The sequence below is a fragment of the Pantoea agglomerans genome, assembly GCF_020149765.1.
Classification (GTDB): Bacteria; Pseudomonadota; Gammaproteobacteria; order Enterobacterales; family Enterobacteriaceae; genus Pantoea; species Pantoea alvi.
The window spans coordinates 935,998-956,902 of sequence record NZ_CP083809.1; the positions used below are offsets into that span (position 1 = coordinate 935,998).

Below are 20,905 nucleotides of genomic sequence, written 5' to 3' on the forward strand. Positions count from 1 at the left end.
TGGCCCAATATCTCGCCAATGATGGGATTTCTGTGTGCTGTTCATCAGCAGAGAAACCGGTCAGTTGCAAAAAACTGTGAATAATTAAAAGCGCCCGCGGCCTCACCAGCCTGCGGGCGTTTTTTATTTGTATCGCCCGGGGGCGCCATGAGGCAAATAGCTGTCTGTGCGTCTGGTCCTTCCCTGACTGCAGCGGATTGCGCGCTGGTGAGTGATGCAGGCATACCACTGATTGCAGTGAACAGCAGCTGGCGCGCCGCGCCGCAGTGCCGCTTCATCTACGCTGGCGATCTGCAATGGTGGGATAAAAATCACGCTCAAATTGCCAGTGATGCGGAACGGTGGACCTGTAACCGGCGCGCTGCAGCGCGGTACGGCATTCATCTATTCGAAACGGACACATCTGGCACATTCAATTCCGGCCAGCGCGCAATCCTGTTCGCGATGAGCCTGGGTATTACAAACATCATTCTGCTCGGCTTTGACTGCTCCATCCTGAACGGCCTGCACTGGCATGGCGCGCATGAGGGCATCAGTAATCCCACAGCGGATAACATCCGCCGCTGGCATGGCGAGTTCGCACGTATCGCTGAAATGCCCGGGCGGCCGCGCATCATCAACTGCAGCCGTCAGACCAGCATTCGCTGCTTTCCCAGAGCTGAGCTGGAAGACGCCATCAGAGAAAACCATGAAACCGAAACCGCTATTCATCGACGGGATGCAGGGGCTGGGTGATTCGATTTATCAGCGCGCCTTCGTAAAACGCCTGCCGGCCGGCACCTACATCAAAACGGCGTGGCCGGAGATTTACGAAGACCTGCCGGTAAAGCCGGTACGGAGTGAAACCACGCTGCGCACCCAGCAGAAGAACGAATCGCGGTCATCTGCACTCTGGCACGAACTGCCTGAGAGCGTAGAGCGGATCCGTATCTTTTACGGACCGGCCGAACTGGAGCGAGGTTCGATTATCGACGCCATGCGCGATAAGTTCCGCGTGCAGCCCGATGGTTTCGACCTGCCTTCGCTGCTTCCGCCAAATCCCTATAGCGACAAGCCTGTGGCGGTGATTCGCCCTGCCACAGTTCGCAGTGAATGGCGCAGTGATTCCCGCAACCCGGATCCGGATTATCTGGTTCAGGCATCGCGGATTCTGCGGCAGCACTTTTTTGTTATCAGCATTGCGGATCTGGAAGAGGGCAAAGAGTGGCTGGTGGGGGAAGCGCCTGAGGCTGATTTGCAGCTTCATCGGGGCGAGCTGACATTGCGCGGCTTGATGTCTCTGGTCGAAAACGCCGCAGTGGTGGTTACTCCGGTTGGCTGGGCTCTGCCGGCGGCAATCTGCTATCGGACGCCGGTATACGTGGTTGCTGGTGGCCGTGGCGCCCATAACGCGCCCGAGATAGTCACCGATGGCACCATGAACCTGAGCAGCGTTGGCTGGGCTATGCCGGATAACTACTGCCGCTGTCACCAGTGGGACCATCAGTGCGATAAACGCATTACCGGATTCAGAGACAAATTTGAGGCCTGGCTGCATGAAAGAGTTTTATCAAAAAGTTGACAGTGAGCTGGTGTTTTTCCCTGAACTGGGAATCGGCCGCTATCCGGTGCCGCAGGAGCGCCCATACGATGCGCGTTATTTCCAGCGGTACCAGCAAATGGCGGAAACAGAAACTGGGCGCCAGCTGACTGTGTCCCGCATTGAACTGATTGCGCGCCATTATCACGGTCCCGTTCTGGACGTTGGAATCGGTGCTGGCCAGTTCGTTTCGATGCGACCGTTTACCTCAGGCTATGACGTTAATCCGGCTGGCGTTGAATGGCTGAAAGAGAAAGGGCTCTATGTTGATCTTTATTCAACGGTAAGCCCGGCGATCAGTATGTGGGATGTGCTGGAGCATATCGACGATCCGGAAGCCGCTGTGGCGCGCGCCGATGAGTTCGTATTCGTCTCAATCCCCATTTTCCGCGACAGCGCAGACATCCTGCAATCTCACCATTTCAGGAAGGATGAGCATATCTGGTACTTCACCGATGAGGGGCTGCGAAACTGGTTCCGAACGCAGGGATTTCAGTGCGTAGAGCACAACCGCATGGAGTGCGAGCTTGGCAGGCAGGGCATTGGCACATACGCCTTCCGCCGCATCAAATAAAAAACCCGCGAATTTGCGGGTTTTCTGCATCTGTGGACTGCATGGCTCGGGCTTTTCTCGTGACAAAGAAAAGTTTATCCGGGCTCGCTTATTCACGAATGGGAAAACTCCGAATTCAGTCGAGCCCCTATCAGGGGGTGGATATGAAAACTATGGCAGACAAAGTGACGACAGCTGCGGCATACACCACTTCGGGGGCAACGTTCGTCGCAGGCAGCATGTCGCTAAACGAATGGCTCGCGATCGGCGGCTTCATTCTGGCTATAGCGACATTCTGCGTGAACGTTTATTTCCAGCGTAAACGCGACCGGCGTGAGGAACGCCTTAGCCGAATGAAATGGGGGGCGCGTAGTGAGCCAGATAATCCAGATCCTTAATTTTGAGGAAGGCTATCGGGAATCGCCTTATCTCGATACACAGGGCTTTCCGACGGTGGCTGGTGGTATCCGCATCGGGCCGAAAGGTGGCAGCCTCTCCAGTTATACATTCACCGTGCCGCGCCAGGTTGGCGACGTTTGGAAACAGGTGATTGTGGATGGCAAGCTGATCCAGATGAAGGGCCGCCCGATAATTAACAACGCGCTTAACCAGTGTAATTCCGCACGTGCTGATGTGCTGCTCAGCATGGCTTATCAGATGGGGGTAGATGGTCTGGCGCTTTTCCGTGGCACGCTTTCGAGCATCACCAATGGTGATTTCGATGCGGCGGCCAATGGCATGCTTGATAGCCTATGGGCACGGCAGACGCCGGCAAGAGCGCGGCGCCACGCAGCAGTGATGCGCACCGGCACCTATGACATATACAAGGGGCTGATATGATTTTCATCATCCTGCCGCTGATCATTATTGCCGCCATTATCGCGCTGCTGCTGATCCGCAAATATACGTCTGTTGAATTTGTCGATCATGCCCGGTTGCTCTGGAAAACTTGGTCTGTCTGGCTTGGCAGCGTTGGCGCGGCGATTGGCGTCATTCTCCTGCAGTTTCCTGATGCAGCGCTGAATGCCTGGAATGCCTTACCGCCAGACCTGAAAAGCTACATTCCTCCGCACATCCTCAGCTACATCAGTCCCGCTTTGATGGGACTGGCTGTCGTCGCGCAGTATGTGCGCCAGTCTAAGCTCAAATCGCGCGCTGACGCGCTGAGGAATGGTCCATGACAGCGGTAATTTCTCTACTGGCCGGCAGCTGGCACTGGCTTGCAGCGCTGGCGGCCGTCATTGCTGCGCTGGTGGCCAGTTACTTCGGCGGTAAAAAAATCGGCGCGGTGCAGACGCAGGCGAAAGCCGATGTGAAGGCGGCGCAGGTTGAATCAAACCAGGTGGCAGCTGTGGCAAAGCAGCAGTCGCAGAACGTGGAGAAGGCAAATAGTGTTAAGCAAAACAATGCTGCTCTTAGCGATGGCGATGCTCGTGACAAGCTGCGCCGGTCGCCATTCAACAGTGACGACTGACGCGCCGGTGCGCACTGTAGATTCATTGTGCACGCTGGATAGCCCTATTCGCACCCACGGTAAAGATGCCGACGTTATGGATATAAGAACCGTCCGCGCGATCAACGACCACAACGACCTGTGGGTCAGCCTGTGCGGAGAGTCCAAATGAACTTATTCAGGGCGGCCATAGCCTGGCTGCTGACAAAACACGTCAAAGAGGAAAACAGAGTGAGTGAACCCCTGAACGATACCGCAGTACCTGAGCCAGTGATGCCTGTTGCCATTGCAGAAACCGCCGCGGCGCCAGCCGTAGCAGTTAAAGAGGGTGTGCAGGACTTTGAGAAGGCCTTGCAGTTTGTCCGTGATGGCGTGGCTAAACTTGGCGATGCAGCAGAAAGTGAGCTCATCGCGCTGGCTAAAAAATACCTGTGATTTTGCAAAAGGCGCTGCGTAGCGCCTTTGACAAAGTGACAACTTTAGAGGAACAAGATGGCAAAACCGGACTGGGGAGACCTTCAGAAACGGTTCCTGTCCGAGCATGCCAAAACCGGTATATCCCCCAAAGACTGGTGCGAAGCGCAGGAACTGAATTACTCATCTGCGCGCCGGTACATTAAAAAGCCGTCTGCGCAGCAATCTGCGCGTGAACCACTGCGCAAAAGTGCGCCTGCGCAGCGCATGTTTAGCGCAAATGCGCAGGCAGAAGCGCACGAAATTGATTTGCGCAGCTATGACCTGAACGATATGCAGATCCGGTTCGTTGAGGAGTATCTCATCGACCTGAACCGGACAGCAGCATATAAGCGCGCTGGCTATAAGGGGGAGGGCAATACAGCATACGTCAACGCCTCCCGGCTGCTAAGAAATGCTAAGGTTGCCGCTGCTGTGCGTGATGCGATGGATGCCCGCGCACGGCGCACGCAGATCACTCAGGACGCAGTGTTGCAATGGTGGTGGGACATAGCGACCGCCGATGCTACACAGTTGACCGAGCTGCACCGCTACTGTTGCCGTTACTGCTGGGGCTTCGGCCACAACTATCAGTGGCGGGATATGGTCGAGTTCGAAGAGAAGCGCATGGAGGCGATCGAGAAAAAGCAGCGGCCACCGGTGGACACCGGCGGTTATGGCTATGACGCGCTTGTCGATCCAAACCCAGAATGCCCTCGCTGTAACGGTCTTGGACTGAGCCGCCCGGTTTTTCATGACACACGCGATGCGTCTGGCGCTGCGCGCCGGCTGTTCGCCGGTATCAAAGAGGGTAAGTTCGGGCTTGAAATCATCACTCGTAATCAGGATGAGGCGCTTAAGATGGTCGCCCAGCATCTTGGAATGCTGAAGAGCAAAACAGAAATAAGCGGCCCTGAGGGCGGCCCAATCCAAACCGAGCAGGTTTCGCTGTCATCAGAGGAGGCCGCGGAGCTTTACCGCAAGATGATGGGGTAACTGCTGAAAACAGCTGTTTCGTTGTATTTTAAGGCTATGCATTTTCGGGCCTGTTTTATGCACCGTTTATGCAGTCCGTTTTCAGCTGGCAAGCGTCGTAATCCTTAATAAATAAGCGTTTCGGCGCGATATTCGCGCGAGGGCTGATCCGGCGGGGCGGGTAATGTCCCTTATGTTAAATAGAGCAAATTTCTGGATTTTTTCATGCCCATCCCCTTCCCGTTCGATTTTAAGAATCCTGACTATGGGCAGGTGTTCGAATGGCGGATGGAGCGGCTGCAGCGTATCCGCGCTAACCCTGAAGTGCTGCCGGCGCTACGGACTTTTTACCGCGACGATCCGGCTCAGTTCATCATTGACTGGGGCATCACTACCGACCCGCGAAACCTCGATTTCGGGCTGCCCGTTTCCATCCCGTTCCTGCTGTTCCCAAAACAGGAGGAGTGGATCCACTGGATAATGGACCGCCGCGGCAACCATGAAAACGGCATCACCGAGAAAAGCCGCGAGATGGGGCTGAGCTGGACATCAATCGGCCTGGCCTGTGCGATGTGCCTTTTCAACAAAGAAATGGTGATCGGCTTCGGCTCGCGCAAAGAGGAGTATGTCGACAGCACCGGCGACCCGAAAGCGCTGTTCTGGAAAGCGCGTAAATTCGTGGAGATGCTGCCGGTGGAGTTTCGCGGCGACTGGAACGCAAAGAAGCACGCGCCATACATGCGCGTTGAGTTCCCGACAACCGGCGCTGTTCTGAAGGGTGAGGCCGGCGACAACATCGGGCGCGGTGACCGCACCACACTTTATTTCGTGGATGAGGCAGCGTTCCTGCAGCGTCCCATGCTGATTGAGGCATCGCTGTCGCAGACGACCCGCTGCCGTATCGACCTATCGTCGGTCAACGGTATGGCGAACCCGTTCGCGCAGAAGCGCCACGGCGGCCGCATACCGGTATTCACGTTTCACTGGCGCAGCGATCCGCGCAAAGATGACGAGTGGTACCGGCGCGAGTGCGAGAAAATCGACAACCCTGTGGTGGTAGCTCAGGAACTGGACCTCAACTATGCAGCATCCGCCGAGGGCGTGCTGATCCCCAGCGACTGGGTGCAGGCCGCTATCGATGCGCACATCAAACTGGGCGTTGAGCCCACCGGCAAACGCCTGGGCGCGATGGACGTGGCCGATGAAGGCCGCGATAAAAACGCATTTTCCACGCGTCATGGCTTCCTGCTGGAAAACGTGCGCGAGTGGTCCGGCGTCGGCAGCGACATCTACGGGTCGGTGGAAAAGGTGTTCGGCTACTGCGAAGAGGACCGCCTCGAGGAGTTCCGTTTTGATGAAGATGGCCTCGGCGCCGGTGTTCGCGGCGACGCGCGCGCCATCAACGAACTGCGGAAGGCAGCCCGGCGGCCAATGATTCTGGCCACGCCGTTTCGCGGCAGCGGCGCGGTATTCGATCCGGATGATGAGGCGGTGCGCGGTGACAATGGCCAGGCGGCGCGTCTGAATAAGGATTTCTTCGCAAACGCCAAAGCACAGAGCTGGTGGTACCTGCGCAAGCTGTTCCAGAACACCTACCGTGCCGTAGTTGAGGGCATGGCTTTCAACCCTGACGAAATCATCTCGATCAGCAGCAAAATGGCGAATAAGGACAAGCTCGTGATCGAGCTGTCACAGCCGACCTATTCAATCAACGGAGTGGGCAAAATCATCGTGGATAAGCAGCCGGACGGCACGAAGTCGCCGAACCTGGCTGACTCCGTGATGATTAGCTACGCGCCAATGAACACCGATCTGGACATCTGGATGCGCCTGTAACGAGGAAACGATGGCACGAAAAAATAGTGGTGGCGCCGCGCGAACTCCTCAGGCGACCGCGGACAGCTACGACAACTTTATGGCGCGTGTTGGTATGCAGCAGCCGAACCAGCATGCTGCATCGACCTACCGCGCCAACTTCACCAGCCGCAACCGGCTGCAGATTGAATGGGCATATCGCTCATCGGCGATCATCGGCTCCGCGGTTGATGCCGTGGCCGACGATATGACTCGTAAGGGCGTACGCATAACATCGGAAATCGACCCGAAAGCGCGCGGCGTCATCGAGTCATTGTTCGACGAGCTGGAGATCTGGGATCGCCTCAACGACACGATTAAGTGGTCACGCCTTTATGGCGGTGCTGTTGGCTTCATCATGATAGAGGGGCAGGCGCCGTTTACCCCGCTGCGGCTTGAGACTGTCGGCGAAGGTAAATTCAAGGGCATTCTGCCGCTCGATCGCTGGATGATTAACCCAAACCTGCAGCGCCGCATTAAAGAAATGGGGCCGAACCTGGGCAAGCCCGAGCGTTACGATGTGGTGACAACGGCCAGCGGGATTCCCGCGTGGAGTATTCACCACAGCCGCCTGATCCGCTTCGATGGTGTCACGCTGCCGTATCAGCAGGCGCAGACAGAAAACGAGTGGGGTATGTCGGTGATTGAGCGCATCTGGGACCGCCTGACAGCGTTCGACAGCGCCACAATGGGCGCCGCGCAGCTGGTATACAAAGCGCACCTGCGAACCTACAAGGTGAAGAAGTTGCGCGAGCTGATCGCTCTCGGTGGCCCGGCATATGAAGCGCTGCTGAAAAACATGGACATGATTCGCCTTTTCCAGAGCAATGAAGGCCTGACGCTCATGGACGGCGAGGATGTTTTTGAAACCCACCAGTATTCATTCGCCGGCCTGGACGACGTGATAAGCCAGTTCGCCGAGCAGATCAGCGGCGCGACCGGCATTCCGCTGGTGCGCCTTTTCGGCCAGTCCCCGAAAGGTTTCTCGACCGGAGATGCGGATCTGGCCAACTACTATGATGGCATCGGCACCCAGCAGGAGCGCCGGCTGCGGCAGCCGCTTCGCAAACTGTTTGACGTGATGTACCGATCGGAGCTTGGCCAGCCGCTGCCGGACGATTTCACGTTCGAGTTTAACCCGCTGTGGCAGATGTCGGACGTTGACCGCTCCACGGTTGCGGTGAACACCGTTAACGCTATCAGCACCGCTTTAAACGATGGGCTGATGTCGCGCAAAGCGGCGATGACCGATCTGCGCGAAGCCTCTGACGTTACCGGCATTGGCGCATCAATTACCGATGAGGACATCAACGATGCCGAAGAAGAAGACCCGCCAGGCATCGGAGAGATTGACGACCCAGAACCGGTCAAAGCAGGCGGAGATCCGGTATCAAACGAGCCTACGCAAGATAGCGCGAGCCGTGGGCGACATAGTCGATGGCCGTTACGATGGTTCAAACGATAGCGTCCTGGAAATCATGGATGCGCTGGAGCGATACAGCGACATCATTGATGGCTGGGCCCACCGCGTAGCGACTGATTTTGCGCTGGAGGTGGCCCGGCAGAACGATAAAGAATGGCGGCAGCACAGCCAGTACATCAGCGCCGAACTGCGCCACATCGTTATGAACACTCCGGTCGGCCAGGTGATGCAGAGCATCGTCGCCGAACAGGTGAAGTACATCAAATCGCTTCCTCTCGAGGCAGCCGACCGCATCTACGACATCCAGAACAAGGCGATTGAGGCAGTGGTGGCTGGTGGCCGCGCTGAACCTTTCGCCAAAGAAATAGCAGCATCAGGTGACGTAGCGGCTTCCCGCGCGCGGCTCATAGCGCGCACCGAGATAGGCCGCGCATCTACAGCGCTGACGCAGGCGCGCTCACTGGCGCTGGGCTCGACTGGCTACATCTGGCGCACCGCTGAGGATGGTGATGTACGCCATTCGCACGCTGAGATGGAAGGTAAGTTCGTCAGCTGGGACAAGCCGCCAACGCTGGATGGGTTAACTGGCCACGCCGGCGCGCTGCCGAATTGCCGTTGTTACTGCGAAGTTGTCATTCCTCATGCCAACGTTGTTCGGTTGCCTACTGGCGACCGCGTGCACCGCGTCATTACCGTAGATGGCAAGCCAGTCAGTGTTGCCGCCATCAAAATCAAACGAGCTGCTTAGGCAGCTTTTTTTACGCCTGCAGGTAATCGATGAAATACCTATTTAACACCCGCCTGGGCGAAACGCGGTACCGGCTCGGCGATGGCTCGCTGCTATGCAAAGACGTGCCGATCGCCCGCATCGGTTCGCAGCTTTATAGCGAGCTGGACCTGCCAAAGCTAAAGCCGGATGCAGACGGCGAAATCGTTGTCGAACGCACCGCGGAGGAAGTTTTTAGCGCTGAGACCCTCGCATCGTTTGAAGGGATGACCGTCACCATCCTTCACCCTGAGGATGATGCCGGCAACATCATGTTTGTCGATCCGGAAAACTGGCGGGAGCTGGCAGTCGGTCACGTTCAGAACGTCCGGCGCGGCACTGGCCAGCAATCTGACCTGATGATCGCCGACCTCATTATCAAAGACGATGAGGCGATCGCATATATCGAAAACGGGCTGCGCGAGGTTTCGTGCGGCTACGACGCCGAGTACGAGCAAACCGCCATCGGCAGGGCAAAGCAGTACCAGATTACCGGAAACCATGTGGCTCTCGTCCCAAATGGCAGGGCCGGATCACGTTGCGCAATTGGAGACAGAAACACGATGGCAACTAACAAAAACAACCTGCTGACCCGCATCAAACGCGCGTGGAAAACAGGTGACACCGACACCATGAATGAGCTGCTCGAGTCGTCCCAGACGGGCGATGAAGGCGGTGATTTGCCGCAGGGCGTCAATCTGAACATCAACCTGGCGCCGCAGCACCCGATGCCGGATAAAGATCCGGAAATGGGTGGCCTTAAGACCGGTGATAACGAGGAGCAGATCCCGGCCTGGGCTCAGGCCATTCTGTCGCGCCTCGATAAGCTTGAGGGCAAAACCACCGACAGCGATGATCAGCAGGACAAAAAAGAGCCGACCGGCGACGCCGATGGCGAAGACAAGGAAGAAGAATCGACCCCTACCGGCGATTCGGCTTACCGCGCTGAACTCATCATGCCGGGTATCGACCTCTCGCAGAAGATGAAGCCCACCGCGTTTAAGCGCCACGTTCTGGCATCAGCTGATCAGGCGCTGGTGCGGCAGATTGTGGGTGACGCTGCAATCAAACAGCTGCCCAAAACGCATATTGAAATGGCGTTTACCGCTGTTTCTGAACTGGCGAAAGGCCGCAATACTCAGGCCAGCCGCACCATCGATGCTGCCAGCAAAACCGGTAGCTCTAACGCTGACCTCAACGAGCAAAACAAAGCCTTCTGGTCTAAACGCTAAGGAAAATCCATGAGCAACTCAATTCTTTACCGGATGCCGGTTGGCATCGCCGGTGCTATCTCGCGCCCTCAGGATCTGACCGTGGAGCCGGTGATCATTAACGCTTCCAACGCGTTCACTGCTTATGGCCTGGCGGGCAAGTTTGTAAATGGTCTGTTTGTGCCGCTGGCTGATGGTGACACAGCTGCGGTGATTCAGGGCATCTACGTGCGTCCGTACCCAACCACTTCAACCCCGGATCTGGTCCGCCAGGTTGGCGCTGACAAAAATTTTCCGGGCGATGCGCTCAAACGCGGCTACATGACGGTGAGCGTCGGTTCTGATGCTACTGGCATCACCAAAGGCGCGCCGGTGTATGTCGTGGTGAGCGTCGACTCGACCATTAATGTGCCGCTGGGTGGTTTTTACGCCAGCGAAGTGAGTGGCAAAACGGTTGTGCTGCCGAACGCGCAGTTCACCGGTGCGGGCGATGCCGACGGCAACGCTGAAATTTCATACAAGATTTAAGGATCGAAAATGCAGACTTTTGACCAACGCACCGTTGATTCAACAGGTGCTTTCCTGGTTGGCGAGCTCGAGCGTCTCGACCAGACGCTGAACGCGCCGCTGGTAAGCTACACCTGGACCCGCGACATTCAGCTGCGCGAAGACGTGTCGATCGCCGATGACATTTCCAGCTGGACAAATACCAGCTTCGCCGCCGCCGGCTCCGGTGCTAACCCGAACGGTAAAAACTGGGTGGGCAAGGACTCCACGGCGATCGCAGGCGTGAACGTCAACATTGATAAAGCCGGTAATCCGCTGAACCTTTGGGGCATGGAGCTGGGCTGGACCGTTATTGAGCTGCAGGCAGCTCAGCAGGTTGGCCGGCCTATCGACACCCAGAAGTATGAAGGCATGCAGCTGAAATGGCAGATGGACAACGATGAGCAGGTTTACATCGGTGACAGCGCGCTGAATCTGAAAGGCCTTCTGAACCTGACCGGTGTCGCGCCAAATAACGCGCCGAATACCTGGGCGGCATCCACCAATGATGAAATTCTGGACAGCGTCAACTCAATTCTGACCGACGCGTGGAAAGCCTCGGCCTATTCGGTGGTTCCTACTGAACTTCGCGTACCACCAGAGCAGTATGCGCTGCTGGCGAGCCGTAAAGTATCTGAAGCGGGCAACATGTCGCTGCTGACCTATCTGTCTACCAACACCATTGCGTTCCACAACAACGGCATGCCGCTGGAGATCAAAGCCATCAAATGGCTGAAAGGTCGCGGTGTCGGCGGAAAAGACCGCATGATTGCGTACACCAACGATAAAAAGTACGTCCGTTATCCGCTGGTGGCACTGCGCAGTATCCCGATCCAGTATCGCGGCCTGTATCAGCTGGTGACTTACTACGGCAAGCTCGGTGCTGTTGAGCCGGTTTACCGAGAAACCATTGCCTACACTGACGGCATTTAACCTTCACACAGCCCCGTAAGGGGCTTAGCAGGAGCCTGAAATGGCAAAGAAAACACAGGTAGAAATTCTGGTACACACGCCGTTTACCTTTACCAGCGATAAAGGGGAAAAAACGCCATTCCCGGCCGGGCGCCATACCGTTGACAAAGACGTCGCAGAGCATTGGTTTGTAGTGGCGCACTCTGACCAGACCGGCAGCGCGACAACGAGCGGCAGCGATGACGAGCTGCTGGCGCAGATCGACAGCCTGAAAACTCAGCTGGCGGACCAGGTAAAATTGAACGGCGATCAGGCCGAATCAATCGCCGCCAAAGATAAAGCACTGGAAGTGTTAACAGCAGAACTGGAAACGCTGAAAGCCGCTGGAGCAGGAGCCGATGCCAAAAAATGAGTCACTTCCAACCGCAGCTGATTTTCGCGCAACCTTTCCGCAGTTCGCTGATACCACCAATTTCCCCGACCCACAGATCGCCTTTCGGCTGAACCTGGCTGATGTTCTGCTTAGCGAAAAGCTAACCGGCAAAGCGCTGTTTCCCTACTTTGCGGAGCTCTTCGTGGCGCATTACATGGTGCTGTGGCAGGCCGACATCAAGTCGTCTCAGGTCGGCGGCGCCGGCGGCTCAACCAATGGCGTGCAGGCGTCGAAGTCGGTGGATAAGGTCAGCGTAAGCTATGACACCGGCGCCACGCTTAATCCGGATGCTGGTTTCTGGAATAACTCGCGTTATGGCGCTGAGTTCTGGCAGCTGATCACGATGTTTGGCGCTGGAGGGCGGCAATTGTGAAATCCGGTCTCACCATCCGCAGCAATAACGCTGCTGCAGTTCTGGCATCTCTTAAAGCCATCGCGGCCAAAGATGTGCTGGTGGGGATCCCCGAGGACAGAAGCGAACGTGATGATGTTCCGTTCGGTAATGCCGGTATCGGCTACATCAACGAAAACGGATCGCCCGCGCAGAACATCCCCGCGCGCCCGCACCTCGTTCCCGGTGTGCGGTCAGTTCAGGATCAAACGGTGCCGCACCTCCGCGCTGCTGCTCAGGCAGCGATGAGCGGTAATGCCGCTGCTGCTGATCTGGAACTGAACCGCGCCGGCGCGCTGGCGGCGAATGGTGTGAAGCGGTACATGACCATCACAGCATTTACGCCCCTCGCTGAACGCACCATTGATGCACGCATTGCCAGGGGGCGAACCGGTGACAAGCCGCTGATTGACACCGGCCAGTACCGGCGCGCCATCACTTATGTCGTGAGGAAAAAAAATGCCAACTCTTGATGTTAGCGATGTGCTTCTCTCGCCTGAATTCCTCGACACCGAACTCTGGTACCGCCGGAGCGTTCAGTCAGTCGATAGCGACGGTTTTCCCGTTAACGATGAAACGCGCCAGCAGTTCGGCGGCGTTGTTACGGTAGACCGCTCACTTGAGGCAAAACGCATGGAATCGGGGCAGGTAGTCGCGGGTGCAATCCTGGTAATCACACAAACGCGGCTGATTAGCGGAAAAACCGCGCTTGACGCTGACATCGTGGAATACGCCGGCGCGGATTATCGCGTGACGTTTGTTGATCCTTATCCCCGATATGGTGCGGGCTTTGTTCAGGCTCACTGTGAGCTGCAGCCATTCGATGGTGGCGCTAATGAGCAATGACAGCACGCGACCCGGTTATCTGACGCCCCTTAATGCACCGCAGGCTTACGACGAAACGCTCGAACGCGTCCTCAGTCGATGGGTGAAAGCTCTGTCTGGTTTACCGGACAGTATGGTCCGTCCTCGCTGGACGCCGGTACAGGCAGCAATCCCCGCGCAAAACGTTGACTGGTGCGGATTCGGCATCATCGGCTTTACCTCTGATGCCTCGCCAGCGTTTGTACTGCAAACCGATGACGATACCGAGATGTGGCGCCATGAGGTCGTGGAATGTATGGCCTCATTTTATGGTCCGTCAGGTCAGCAAATCGCCGCGCTGTTTCGCGACGGTATGCAGTTACCGCAGAACAATGACGAGCTGAACAGGTTCGAACTCTCCTTTTTCGATGTGAGCCAGGTAACGCCTTTCCCTGAATTAATCAATAACCAGTGGGTGCGCCGCTACGACGTAACCGTCCGTTTGCGCCGCAAAGTGATCCGTAAGTACGGCATCAAATCCATCCTCGACGGCAACGTCAGCATCTCAACCGGAGAATAATCATGGCGAAAGGTTTGCCATTAAGTCGTGTCACAAACGTGACGATGACTCTCTCTGCTCGTGCAGCACAAGGCCGAAACTTCGGCTCTATGCTGATTCTGGGCACTTCAACAGTCATTCCGATCAGTGAACGCATGCGCGCCTATTCAAGCGCTGATGACATCGGGGATGATTTTGGCATCGATAGCGAAGAGTATCGGGCTGCGGTCATCTGGTTCTCACAGTCTCCGCAACCAACAGTGATTTACGTTGGCCGCTGGGCTAAAACCCTCACCAGTTCAGAATCGGGCAGCACTGAAAGCCTGCTGCAGGCCGTTAATGCCATTATGGACTTTAACAGCTGGTATGGTCTGCACCTGGCTGTAGATGAGGCCGATTATCCGACAGACGCTGAACTGATTAATGTGGCCGCTGCGATTGAATCATCGACGGTATCCCGTATCTTCGGCATCACAACTGCAGATCCGGAAACGCTGGTGGCCGCAACCACGACCGACCTGTCATCAAAACTGAAGGCAGCCAAGTACAGCCGCACCTTTATCCAGTATTCGACCAGCAGCCTCTATGCTGCTCTCTCTGCGTTTGGTCGTGCGTTTACTGTCGATTTCACCGGCAGCAATACCACGATCACGCTGAAATTCAAGGTTGAGCCAGGCGTGACCTACGAAACCCTGAGCACCTCTCAGGCGGATGCTCTGGAAGCCAAAAACGCCAACGTTTACGTCTACTACGAGAACGATACGGCGATTCTGGAGCAGGGCGTTATGTGCAACGGCGATTTCTTCGACGAGCGCCACGGCCTCGACTGGCTGCAGAACGCAGTGCAGACAGCGGACTTCAACACGCTATACACCAGCACCACCAAAATTCCCCAAACCGATGCCGGTACCACGACACGTATCGCCAACGTTGAGCTGGTGCTGGATAAGGCTGTGGGTAATGGCCTGTTCGCGCCGGGCAAGTGGACTGGCGGTCCGTTTGGCCAGTTGAACACTGGCGACACGCTGACCAAAGGGTATTACATCTGGGCCGATACCGTTGATAACCAGCTGCAGACCGACCGTGAGGCGCGTAAAGGTGTCCCGATTCAGGTTGCAGGGAAACTGGCCGGCGCCGTCCATTATGGTTCCGTGGCTATCACGGTAGTTCGTTAAGGAGCACTGAATGTCTACTTATTCTTTTATGGACGTGTCCGCTTCTTTTACGGGGCCGACCGGAAACATTGATCTCGGTTATGGCTCCGCGAACTCCGAAGAGGGGATCGTTGTGGCCATGGGCGAGGCTAAAAACACCATGACCACCGGGGCCGATGGCGAGTTTATGCATAGCCTTCACGCAGGTAAGAGCGGAACAATCACCGTAAACCTGCTGAAGACCTCGCCCACCAATAAAAAGCTTTCGCTGATGTACAACGCGCAAAGCCTGTCGTCTGCACTATGGGGCAATAACGTCATCGTTATTCGCAACAAGGCTTCCGGCGACATCACGACCGCGCGCGGTGTGGCGTTTCAAAAGCAGCCTGATCATGCCAATGCCAAAGTTGGCAACACGGTGGCATGGGTGTTTGACTGCGGCAAAATCGACCAGGTGCTGGGGGAGTTTTAATTTATGGATTTTGAAATCAAAGGGGTTACTTACCGCACCGGTAAGCTGAGCGTTTTTGACCAGCTGAAGGTCACCCGCAAGCTGCTGCCGGTTCTCGCCGGCATCCTGCCTGACATCCAGAGTATCAAATCTGCTGCTGCGCCAAAGGGAGATGGCAGCTCTGATTCTCTTGCTGTTTATGGCGTGATGGAAAAGGCCCTGCCGAAAATTGCGGAAAAACTGGCTGACATGACCGAAGACGATACCAACGCCATAATCCTCCCGTGCCTGTCAGTGATTGCCCGTAAAAATGGCAGCGCATGGGTGCCGGTCATGAACAGCAATCAGCTGATGTTCGACGATATTAACTTGATGGACATGCTGCAGATGGTTGGCCGCGTGGTGGGTGACAACCTGGGAAATTTTTTGCCCGTAGCCCCCGCCAGCGGGACGCAGCCCCCTCCAGCGGACTAACGCTCGACTCCCTTCCTGATGGCGAAGATTATCTGAGGCGCCCGGTTGAGGCCGGGTATATCACTTATGACAAGCTTCTGGACGGCACGGTTGACCTCGCGGACGTAGCCAGAATGAACGACTGGCTTGATATAAAAGAAGATAACGATGCGCGGATCCGCCGCTGGCAACAGGACAACCAATGAACGCTGAAACCATTAAAGATTTCCTCGTCTCGCTGGGCTTCCAGATTGATGACGCCGGCGCACGCAAGTTTGATGCGGTTGTCGCCGGCACCACCGTCAAAGTGGTGCAGCTGGGTAGCGCTGTGGAAGCGGCCGCGCTATCCGTGCTGGTCTACACAGCCAAAATTGCCAGCGGCCTTGATCAGCTGTACTGGTCGTCTCAGCGCACGGGCGCTACGGCGGCAGGTATTCAGGCGATCGGCTATGCGGCCGCGCAGGCGGGTTCAAGCGCGGAAGCCGCGCGCGGCTCTCTGGAAAGTCTTGCGCGCTTCATGCGAAGCAGTCCCGGCGCGGAAGGTTTTCTGAACCGACTGGGGGTGCAGACGCGAGACGCAAAAGGCAACATGCTGGATATGGCGTCGATTTTCACTGGTGTAGGTGACAAGCTGAACCAGATGCCCTATTACCGCGCGAATCAGTATGCGCAGCTGCTGGGCATTGATGAAAACACGCTGATGGCAATGCGTCGTGGGCTCGGTCAGTTCAGCGGCCAGTATACGCAGATGGCGAAGGCTATCGGCTTTAATGCGGATCAGGCCGCTGCCAGCTCTAACCGTTTCATGACGTCGCTGCGCACATTCGGCCAGATGGCAGGCATGGCGCGCGATAAAATCGGTTCAAACCTCGCCGAAGGCTTATCCGGTTCAATCGATACGCTGCGCAAACAAATAGTCGACAACTTCCCCAAAATCGAAGGGGTGATCACCAGCGGCGTTAAAGGGCTTCTCTGGCTTGCTGAAGTCATCGGCAGGGTTGTTTACCGGCTGATTCAGGCCGGCGCGGACATCATGGATTGGTGGGCATCGCTGGATAATTCCACGCAGCAGCTGATCGAGATATTCGGCGCACTGGTTCTCGCCTGGCGCGTGCTGAACAGCGCGTTCCTGATGTCACCTATTGGCATGATAACCGGTCTTGGCCTTGCCATCCTTGCGCTGTATGACGACTACAAAACGTGGAAAGAGGGTGGCAAGTCTCTCATCGACTGGAAGAAGTGGGAGCCGGAAATCACCGGCGCCATTAAGGCGATTGATGAACTGAAAGCCCGAATTTTTGCGCTGTTCGATATTGACCCTCAGACGTGGACTGCAAAGTGGGACCTGAGCAATCTGACGCAAAACCTCGGCAGCCTTGCCCGGATGCTGGACGGCATCGCCCGGCTGATGAGCGCTATACGGGATGGGCGGTGGAGTGATGCTTATGCTGTAGGCCGTGAACTTCTCCAGCAGAACAGTAATTCAGATGCACTACCGCAGGTATCTGATAGCGCCAATGGTGCGGCTGACTGGATAAAGTCGAAAACAGGCTTTGATCCGCGCAGCATTGGTGAGTGGACACGTAATAAGTTCTTCAAGCGTCCAGAGCCCTCAAAAAATGGCGCGGCACTGCTGGGGTGGCTTGCGCCAACGCTTAATAATCTTGAGCAGATGTATCGGCTGCCAGAAGGCTTGCTGCGCAGTGTCGCTATCGCCGAATCTTCCGGTGACCCGAATGCAATGTCAGGCGCTGGCGCTCAGGGGCTGTTTCAGCTGATGCCGGGAACGGCTAAAGATCTGGGGCTGCATGGCAATGAATCGTTCGACCCGGTGAAGTCCGCCGGCGCTGCAGCAAAATATCTCAGTCAGCTTCTGAAGGCTAATGGCGGCGACCTGAGCAAAGCCCTTGCCTCTTACAACTGGGGCATAGGCAATGTTCAGAAGCATGGCATGGCATTAATGCCAGAGGAAACGCGCAATTACATCCCGCGCGTTCTGAGCAACATGCCTTCAGCTGGTGGCGCGCAGATCAGCCAGGAAACCAACATCAACATTTACGGCGTAAGCGACCCGGGCCAGGCTGGCAAGGCGGTTGCAGACCAGCAAACCTCGGTCAATTCACGCTTCAGCCAGGCGATGTCTACAGGGCCCCGATAATGGATATTCTATCAACGCTATTTTCCCTGCAAAGTCGCAGGATAGGGATGATAGTGCCTGACGTGGTGATCACCGAAAAGCACAGCGATACGCTGGAAATCACCGAGCATCCGGTTGAAGACAAAGCGCCGGTTGCTGACCACGCTTTCCGGCGCCCATCGGATCTGGTGATGGAAGTTGGTTTCGCTGGCGGCGGATCGCTGCTCGATTTACTGGATACATCATCAATCGGGGTTAGTCTTGGGCTGAGTCCGAAAGAGGTGTATCAGGAGCTTATCGACCTGCAGCGCAGCCGCGTGCCGTTCAGCGTCACGACCGGCAAGCGCATTTACAGCAATATGCTGATCCGCGTGCTGGATGTAACTACCGACAAAGCCACTGAGAACGTGCTGGCGGCCACGCTCACGCTCCGTGAGGTGTTGATCACCTCAACCCAGAGCATTGCTGTGGCTGACAAGGCAGATATGTCGCAGGGCGTCAGTACCTCAGCCGTGCAGAACGCCGGCGTTAAATCCACGGTGCCGCAAAGCGAATCAATTCTTTCCAGGGTATCTAACCTGTTTTAGGGGGAATAATGCAGGCTAACGAGATACCGCTGTCGCCGGATAATCAGCAATTCACCACCGCGATTAACGGCGTTAACTACTCCATTCTGACGCTATGGCGGGATGACGCTGGCTGGATTATCGACTTGCTGGACAGCAGCGGGAAAGCCATCGTAACGGGCATCCCGCTGGTGACCGGCGCGAATCTGCTGGCGCAGTTCGCCTACCTCAATCTCGGTTTTGGCCTGGCGGTGGTATGCGATGACCCGGCGCAGGATTATCCGACCAAAACTGACCTGGGAATTCGCAGCCACCTTCTGGCGGTAACGGAGTAAGCATGTCACAGAACTGGATGCGCCACTTTGAACTGCAGATCCTCGCGGAAAACGGGCAGGGCATCAGCCTGAGCGACTTTAAGGTGGTTTTTAACATCGCCTGGACGGATACGCGCTGGCCGCGTGTTGCGATGGTGCGGATCTACAATCTGTCCAAGGATACGGCTTCGCGCATTCTGGGGCAGGAATTCGCGAAGATAAAAATCATCGCGGGGTACGATGGCATAGCGCAGCCAGTTGATGCCGGTCAGGTTGGCGTTGTAAAAAACATCAATGCCGCCGCAGTTGGCCAGTCCAACGGCACAAATTTCGGTGAGATATTCAGCGGCGACATTCGCTTCACGATTACCGGGCGCGATAACCCCACTGATACGTGGGTGCTGATTCAGGCCATTGATGGGCACCAGGCGTTTATGAATGCCAGCGTGTCGAAAACCCTGTCCGCTGGCTACACGGTTGCTGACGTGCACGCGGCTGCAATGGACAGTTTCGACCCATACGGAGTAACGCAGGGGATCACCGGCGATATGCCGGCCACAATATTCCCGCGAGGGCGAGTCATTTATCAGTCATCCCGCGACATCATGGATAATGTGGCGGCGCAGTGCGGCGCAACGTGGCAGCTGGTCGCCGGTCAGGCGCAGATGGTGCCAACAGATAAATATGTGCAGAACGCCATTGTGCTTAACAGCGACACCGGCCTGATAGGCATGCCGCAGCAGACGATGGGCGGCGGGGTAAACGCGCGCTGCCTGATAAACCCGAATATTCAGCTCAAAGGGCTGGTGCAGATCGACCAGGCGTCAGTTTACCGCGCCAGCCTGTCAGCCGATGAGGTGAAGTCACTTCCCAGCCGGGCCGGCGAAACCAATACAAACGGCAATCTCTCGGTTAACGGAACACTGCAACAGCCTGCAAGTATTGCGGCGGACGGCGTGTATATCGTATCGGCTATAGATTATACTGGCGACACCAGAGGTCAGCCGTGGTACATGGATTTGATGTGCATCGCTCGCGGTTCGGCTGACCTGCAATCAACAAGCGCATTGAACAGGAGTGCTGGATAGTGAAAGGAAAAAATTTAATCGCATTTACGATTTTAATGATCTCAGCTGCGGCTAATGCCGACGATAAAGCTAGACCATTAATGCAATGTGGTCCTTTCACCCTATCATCCAGCTATGATGGTTTCATGCATATTAATAATGTGCGTCCGCAAAGTCAGAAATTTAAATTCCTTGGTGCGCAGGATGACTACAACAATCTGAGTTATCAGTGGATGGTCCAGCGCAGCGACGCCCCCGGCTGGTTCGGCATGGACTATGTTAAGCGCAACGGAAAAGCCATCCTAAATGTTGAAGCGATTCGCAGCAACATGGATCAGCCTCGGGTGTTTGGCTCGTTTGATTGCGTGAAAATAAAGTGATTTAGGAAAGTTTATCCTTATCGTTGCAATCTATCTCAATTGATACATCTTTACTTTCAAGTATTTTGTAGAGCTCTTGCTCATTCAAGCCTTTAACCTCAATTGTAGTGTCACCCTTCTTGAAAGTAATTGACTTGCCATGTCGCGAGCGAATCCATGCGATAACTATCGCTGCAAATGTGTAACACACATCTTTATTTTGGATAAATTCGAATATGTAGCCAACAATATTATCGCCAGCGTTACCAGATGCAGAGTCAAATGTTCTGGCTCTGATAGACATTTTCCGTGACTCTTGGGGTATCACTTTTTCGATATGTGGTTTCAGTTCTTTAGCTGCTGATTTTGAGAGGCGAACTGTGAAAAAAGACTTAGTCATAACGTTTGGTGGCTCCATCCATAAACGAGCAAAGGCCATCTGGTCACTGTCTGGCACAGTTATCGCTTTAGTGTTTAATCGGGAGGTCACAG

General features: G+C 55.8%; 30 protein-coding genes. 29 read left to right on the forward strand and 1 reads right to left on the reverse strand.

Going from position 1 to position 20,905, the window contains the following annotated elements:
* Positions 1-207 precede the first annotated feature (207 nt).
* From LB453_RS06960 to LB453_RS07100, 29 genes are all read left to right on the forward strand, one after another.
* Positions 208-735 carry a hypothetical protein gene (locus LB453_RS06960; RefSeq protein ID WP_224481647.1) on the forward strand — a complete coding sequence of 176 codons (528 nt, stop codon included), beginning with the start codon at positions 208-210 and terminating at the stop codon, positions 733-735.
* Positions 689-1,561 (forward strand): hypothetical protein, encoded by an 873-nt coding sequence (locus LB453_RS06965; protein ID WP_224481648.1) that lies wholly within the window; start codon positions 689-691, stop codon positions 1,559-1,561. The genes LB453_RS06960 and LB453_RS06965 overlap by 47 nt, the downstream gene beginning before the upstream one ends.
* The gene (locus LB453_RS06970; RefSeq protein ID WP_224481649.1) at positions 1,536-2,153 is read left to right on the forward strand and encodes a methyltransferase domain-containing protein; all 618 of its coding nucleotides are present in this window, start codon (positions 1,536-1,538) and stop codon (positions 2,151-2,153) included. The genes LB453_RS06965 and LB453_RS06970 overlap by 26 nt, the downstream gene beginning before the upstream one ends.
* A 143-nt stretch (positions 2,154-2,296) precedes the next feature.
* Positions 2,297-2,530, forward strand: coding sequence for a phage holin (locus LB453_RS06975; RefSeq protein WP_224481650.1), 234 nt, complete (start codon positions 2,297-2,299; stop codon positions 2,528-2,530).
* The gene (locus tag LB453_RS06980) at positions 2,505-2,972 is read left to right on the forward strand and encodes a hypothetical protein (protein ID WP_224481651.1); all 468 of its coding nucleotides are present in this window, start codon (positions 2,505-2,507) and stop codon (positions 2,970-2,972) included. Before LB453_RS06975 ends, LB453_RS06980 begins: the two co-directional genes overlap by 26 nt.
* Positions 2,969-3,313 carry a hypothetical protein gene (locus tag LB453_RS06985; RefSeq protein ID WP_224481652.1) on the forward strand — a complete coding sequence of 115 codons (345 nt, stop codon included), beginning with the start codon at positions 2,969-2,971 and terminating at the stop codon, positions 3,311-3,313. The genes LB453_RS06980 and LB453_RS06985 overlap by 4 nt, the downstream gene beginning before the upstream one ends.
* Positions 3,310-3,606: a hypothetical protein gene (locus LB453_RS06990; protein ID WP_224481653.1), complete on the forward strand. Its 297-nt coding sequence runs from the start codon at positions 3,310-3,312 to the stop codon at positions 3,604-3,606. The genes LB453_RS06985 and LB453_RS06990 overlap by 4 nt, the downstream gene beginning before the upstream one ends.
* Before the next feature lie 147 nt (positions 3,607-3,753).
* Positions 3,754-4,020 (forward strand): hypothetical protein, encoded by a 267-nt coding sequence (locus LB453_RS06995; RefSeq protein WP_224481654.1) that lies wholly within the window; start codon positions 3,754-3,756, stop codon positions 4,018-4,020.
* A 57-nt stretch (positions 4,021-4,077) separates the two neighbouring features.
* A complete protein-coding gene (locus LB453_RS07000; RefSeq protein WP_224481655.1) occupies positions 4,078-5,034 on the forward strand; it encodes a terminase small subunit in 957 nt (318 codons plus the stop codon).
* Between the two features lie 204 nt (positions 5,035-5,238).
* Positions 5,239-6,849 carry a TerL protein gene (locus tag LB453_RS07005; RefSeq protein WP_224481656.1) on the forward strand — a complete coding sequence of 537 codons (1,611 nt, stop codon included), beginning with the start codon at positions 5,239-5,241 and terminating at the stop codon, positions 6,847-6,849.
* A 10-nt stretch (positions 6,850-6,859) separates the two neighbouring features.
* A complete protein-coding gene (locus tag LB453_RS07010; protein WP_224481657.1) occupies positions 6,860-8,332 on the forward strand; it encodes a DUF1073 domain-containing protein in 1,473 nt (490 codons plus the stop codon).
* Positions 8,289-9,038: a phage minor head protein gene (locus tag LB453_RS07015; protein ID WP_224481658.1), complete on the forward strand. Its 750-nt coding sequence runs from the start codon at positions 8,289-8,291 to the stop codon at positions 9,036-9,038. Before LB453_RS07010 ends, LB453_RS07015 begins: the two co-directional genes overlap by 44 nt.
* Before the next feature lie 29 nt (positions 9,039-9,067).
* Entirely contained in the window at positions 9,068-10,288 is a 1,221-nt protein-coding gene (locus tag LB453_RS07020) for a DUF2213 domain-containing protein (protein ID WP_224481659.1), read from the forward strand.
* A gap of 9 nt (positions 10,289-10,297) precedes the next feature.
* Positions 10,298-10,795: a hypothetical protein gene (locus LB453_RS07025; protein ID WP_224481660.1), complete on the forward strand. Its 498-nt coding sequence runs from the start codon at positions 10,298-10,300 to the stop codon at positions 10,793-10,795.
* A gap of 9 nt (positions 10,796-10,804) precedes the next feature.
* Positions 10,805-11,746 carry a DUF2184 domain-containing protein gene (locus LB453_RS07030; RefSeq protein WP_224481661.1) on the forward strand — a complete coding sequence of 314 codons (942 nt, stop codon included), beginning with the start codon at positions 10,805-10,807 and terminating at the stop codon, positions 11,744-11,746.
* A gap of 40 nt (positions 11,747-11,786) precedes the next feature.
* Entirely contained in the window at positions 11,787-12,137 is a 351-nt protein-coding gene (locus LB453_RS07035; RefSeq protein ID WP_224481662.1) for an STY1053 family phage-associated protein, read from the forward strand.
* Positions 12,124-12,531, forward strand: a complete 408-nt coding sequence (locus tag LB453_RS07040; protein ID WP_224481663.1) for a DUF4054 domain-containing protein — start codon at positions 12,124-12,126, stop codon at positions 12,529-12,531. Before LB453_RS07035 ends, LB453_RS07040 begins: the two co-directional genes overlap by 14 nt.
* Entirely contained in the window at positions 12,528-13,022 is a 495-nt protein-coding gene (locus LB453_RS07045; RefSeq protein ID WP_224481664.1) for a hypothetical protein, read from the forward strand. Before LB453_RS07040 ends, LB453_RS07045 begins: the two co-directional genes overlap by 4 nt.
* Positions 13,009-13,395, forward strand: coding sequence for a head-tail adaptor (locus LB453_RS07050; protein ID WP_224481665.1), 387 nt, complete (start codon positions 13,009-13,011; stop codon positions 13,393-13,395). Before LB453_RS07045 ends, LB453_RS07050 begins: the two co-directional genes overlap by 14 nt.
* Positions 13,373-13,933, forward strand: coding sequence for an LIC_12616 family protein (locus LB453_RS07055; RefSeq protein WP_224481762.1), 561 nt, complete (start codon positions 13,373-13,375; stop codon positions 13,931-13,933). Before LB453_RS07050 ends, LB453_RS07055 begins: the two co-directional genes overlap by 23 nt.
* Positions 13,934-13,935: 2 nt before the next feature.
* Entirely contained in the window at positions 13,936-15,087 is a 1,152-nt protein-coding gene (locus LB453_RS07060; RefSeq protein ID WP_224481666.1) for a DUF3383 family protein, read from the forward strand.
* Between the two features lie 10 nt (positions 15,088-15,097).
* On the forward strand, positions 15,098-15,538 hold the full coding sequence (locus LB453_RS07065) for a DUF3277 family protein (RefSeq protein ID WP_224481667.1): 441 nt from the start codon (positions 15,098-15,100) through the stop codon (positions 15,536-15,538).
* Between the two features lie 3 nt (positions 15,539-15,541).
* Positions 15,542-15,991 (forward strand): phage tail assembly chaperone, encoded by a 450-nt coding sequence (locus LB453_RS07070; RefSeq protein ID WP_224481668.1) that lies wholly within the window; start codon positions 15,542-15,544, stop codon positions 15,989-15,991.
* Between the two features lie 32 nt (positions 15,992-16,023).
* Positions 16,024-16,176 (forward strand): DUF6889 family protein, encoded by a 153-nt coding sequence (locus LB453_RS07075; RefSeq protein ID WP_224481763.1) that lies wholly within the window; start codon positions 16,024-16,026, stop codon positions 16,174-16,176.
* Positions 16,173-18,128 carry a transglycosylase SLT domain-containing protein gene (locus tag LB453_RS07080; RefSeq protein WP_224481669.1) on the forward strand — a complete coding sequence of 652 codons (1,956 nt, stop codon included), beginning with the start codon at positions 16,173-16,175 and terminating at the stop codon, positions 18,126-18,128. The genes LB453_RS07075 and LB453_RS07080 overlap by 4 nt, the downstream gene beginning before the upstream one ends.
* Entirely contained in the window at positions 18,128-18,694 is a 567-nt protein-coding gene (locus tag LB453_RS07085; protein ID WP_224481670.1) for a phage baseplate protein, read from the forward strand. Before LB453_RS07080 ends, LB453_RS07085 begins: the two co-directional genes overlap by 1 nt.
* A gap of 8 nt (positions 18,695-18,702) precedes the next feature.
* A complete protein-coding gene (locus LB453_RS07090; RefSeq protein ID WP_224481671.1) occupies positions 18,703-19,008 on the forward strand; it encodes a phage baseplate plug protein in 306 nt (101 codons plus the stop codon).
* 2 nt (positions 19,009-19,010) lie between these two features.
* On the forward strand, positions 19,011-20,075 hold the full coding sequence (locus LB453_RS07095) for a hypothetical protein (RefSeq protein ID WP_224481672.1): 1,065 nt from the start codon (positions 19,011-19,013) through the stop codon (positions 20,073-20,075).
* On the forward strand, positions 20,075-20,434 hold the full coding sequence (locus LB453_RS07100) for a hypothetical protein (protein WP_224481673.1): 360 nt from the start codon (positions 20,075-20,077) through the stop codon (positions 20,432-20,434). The genes LB453_RS07095 and LB453_RS07100 overlap by 1 nt, the downstream gene beginning before the upstream one ends.
* Position 20,435: 1 nt before the next feature.
* On the opposite strand, the gene LB453_RS07105 is transcribed toward LB453_RS07100, so the two are convergent.
* Positions 20,436-20,813, reverse strand: a complete 378-nt coding sequence (locus LB453_RS07105; protein ID WP_224481674.1) for a hypothetical protein — start codon at positions 20,811-20,813, stop codon at positions 20,436-20,438.
* Positions 20,814-20,905: the final 92 nt, after the last annotated feature.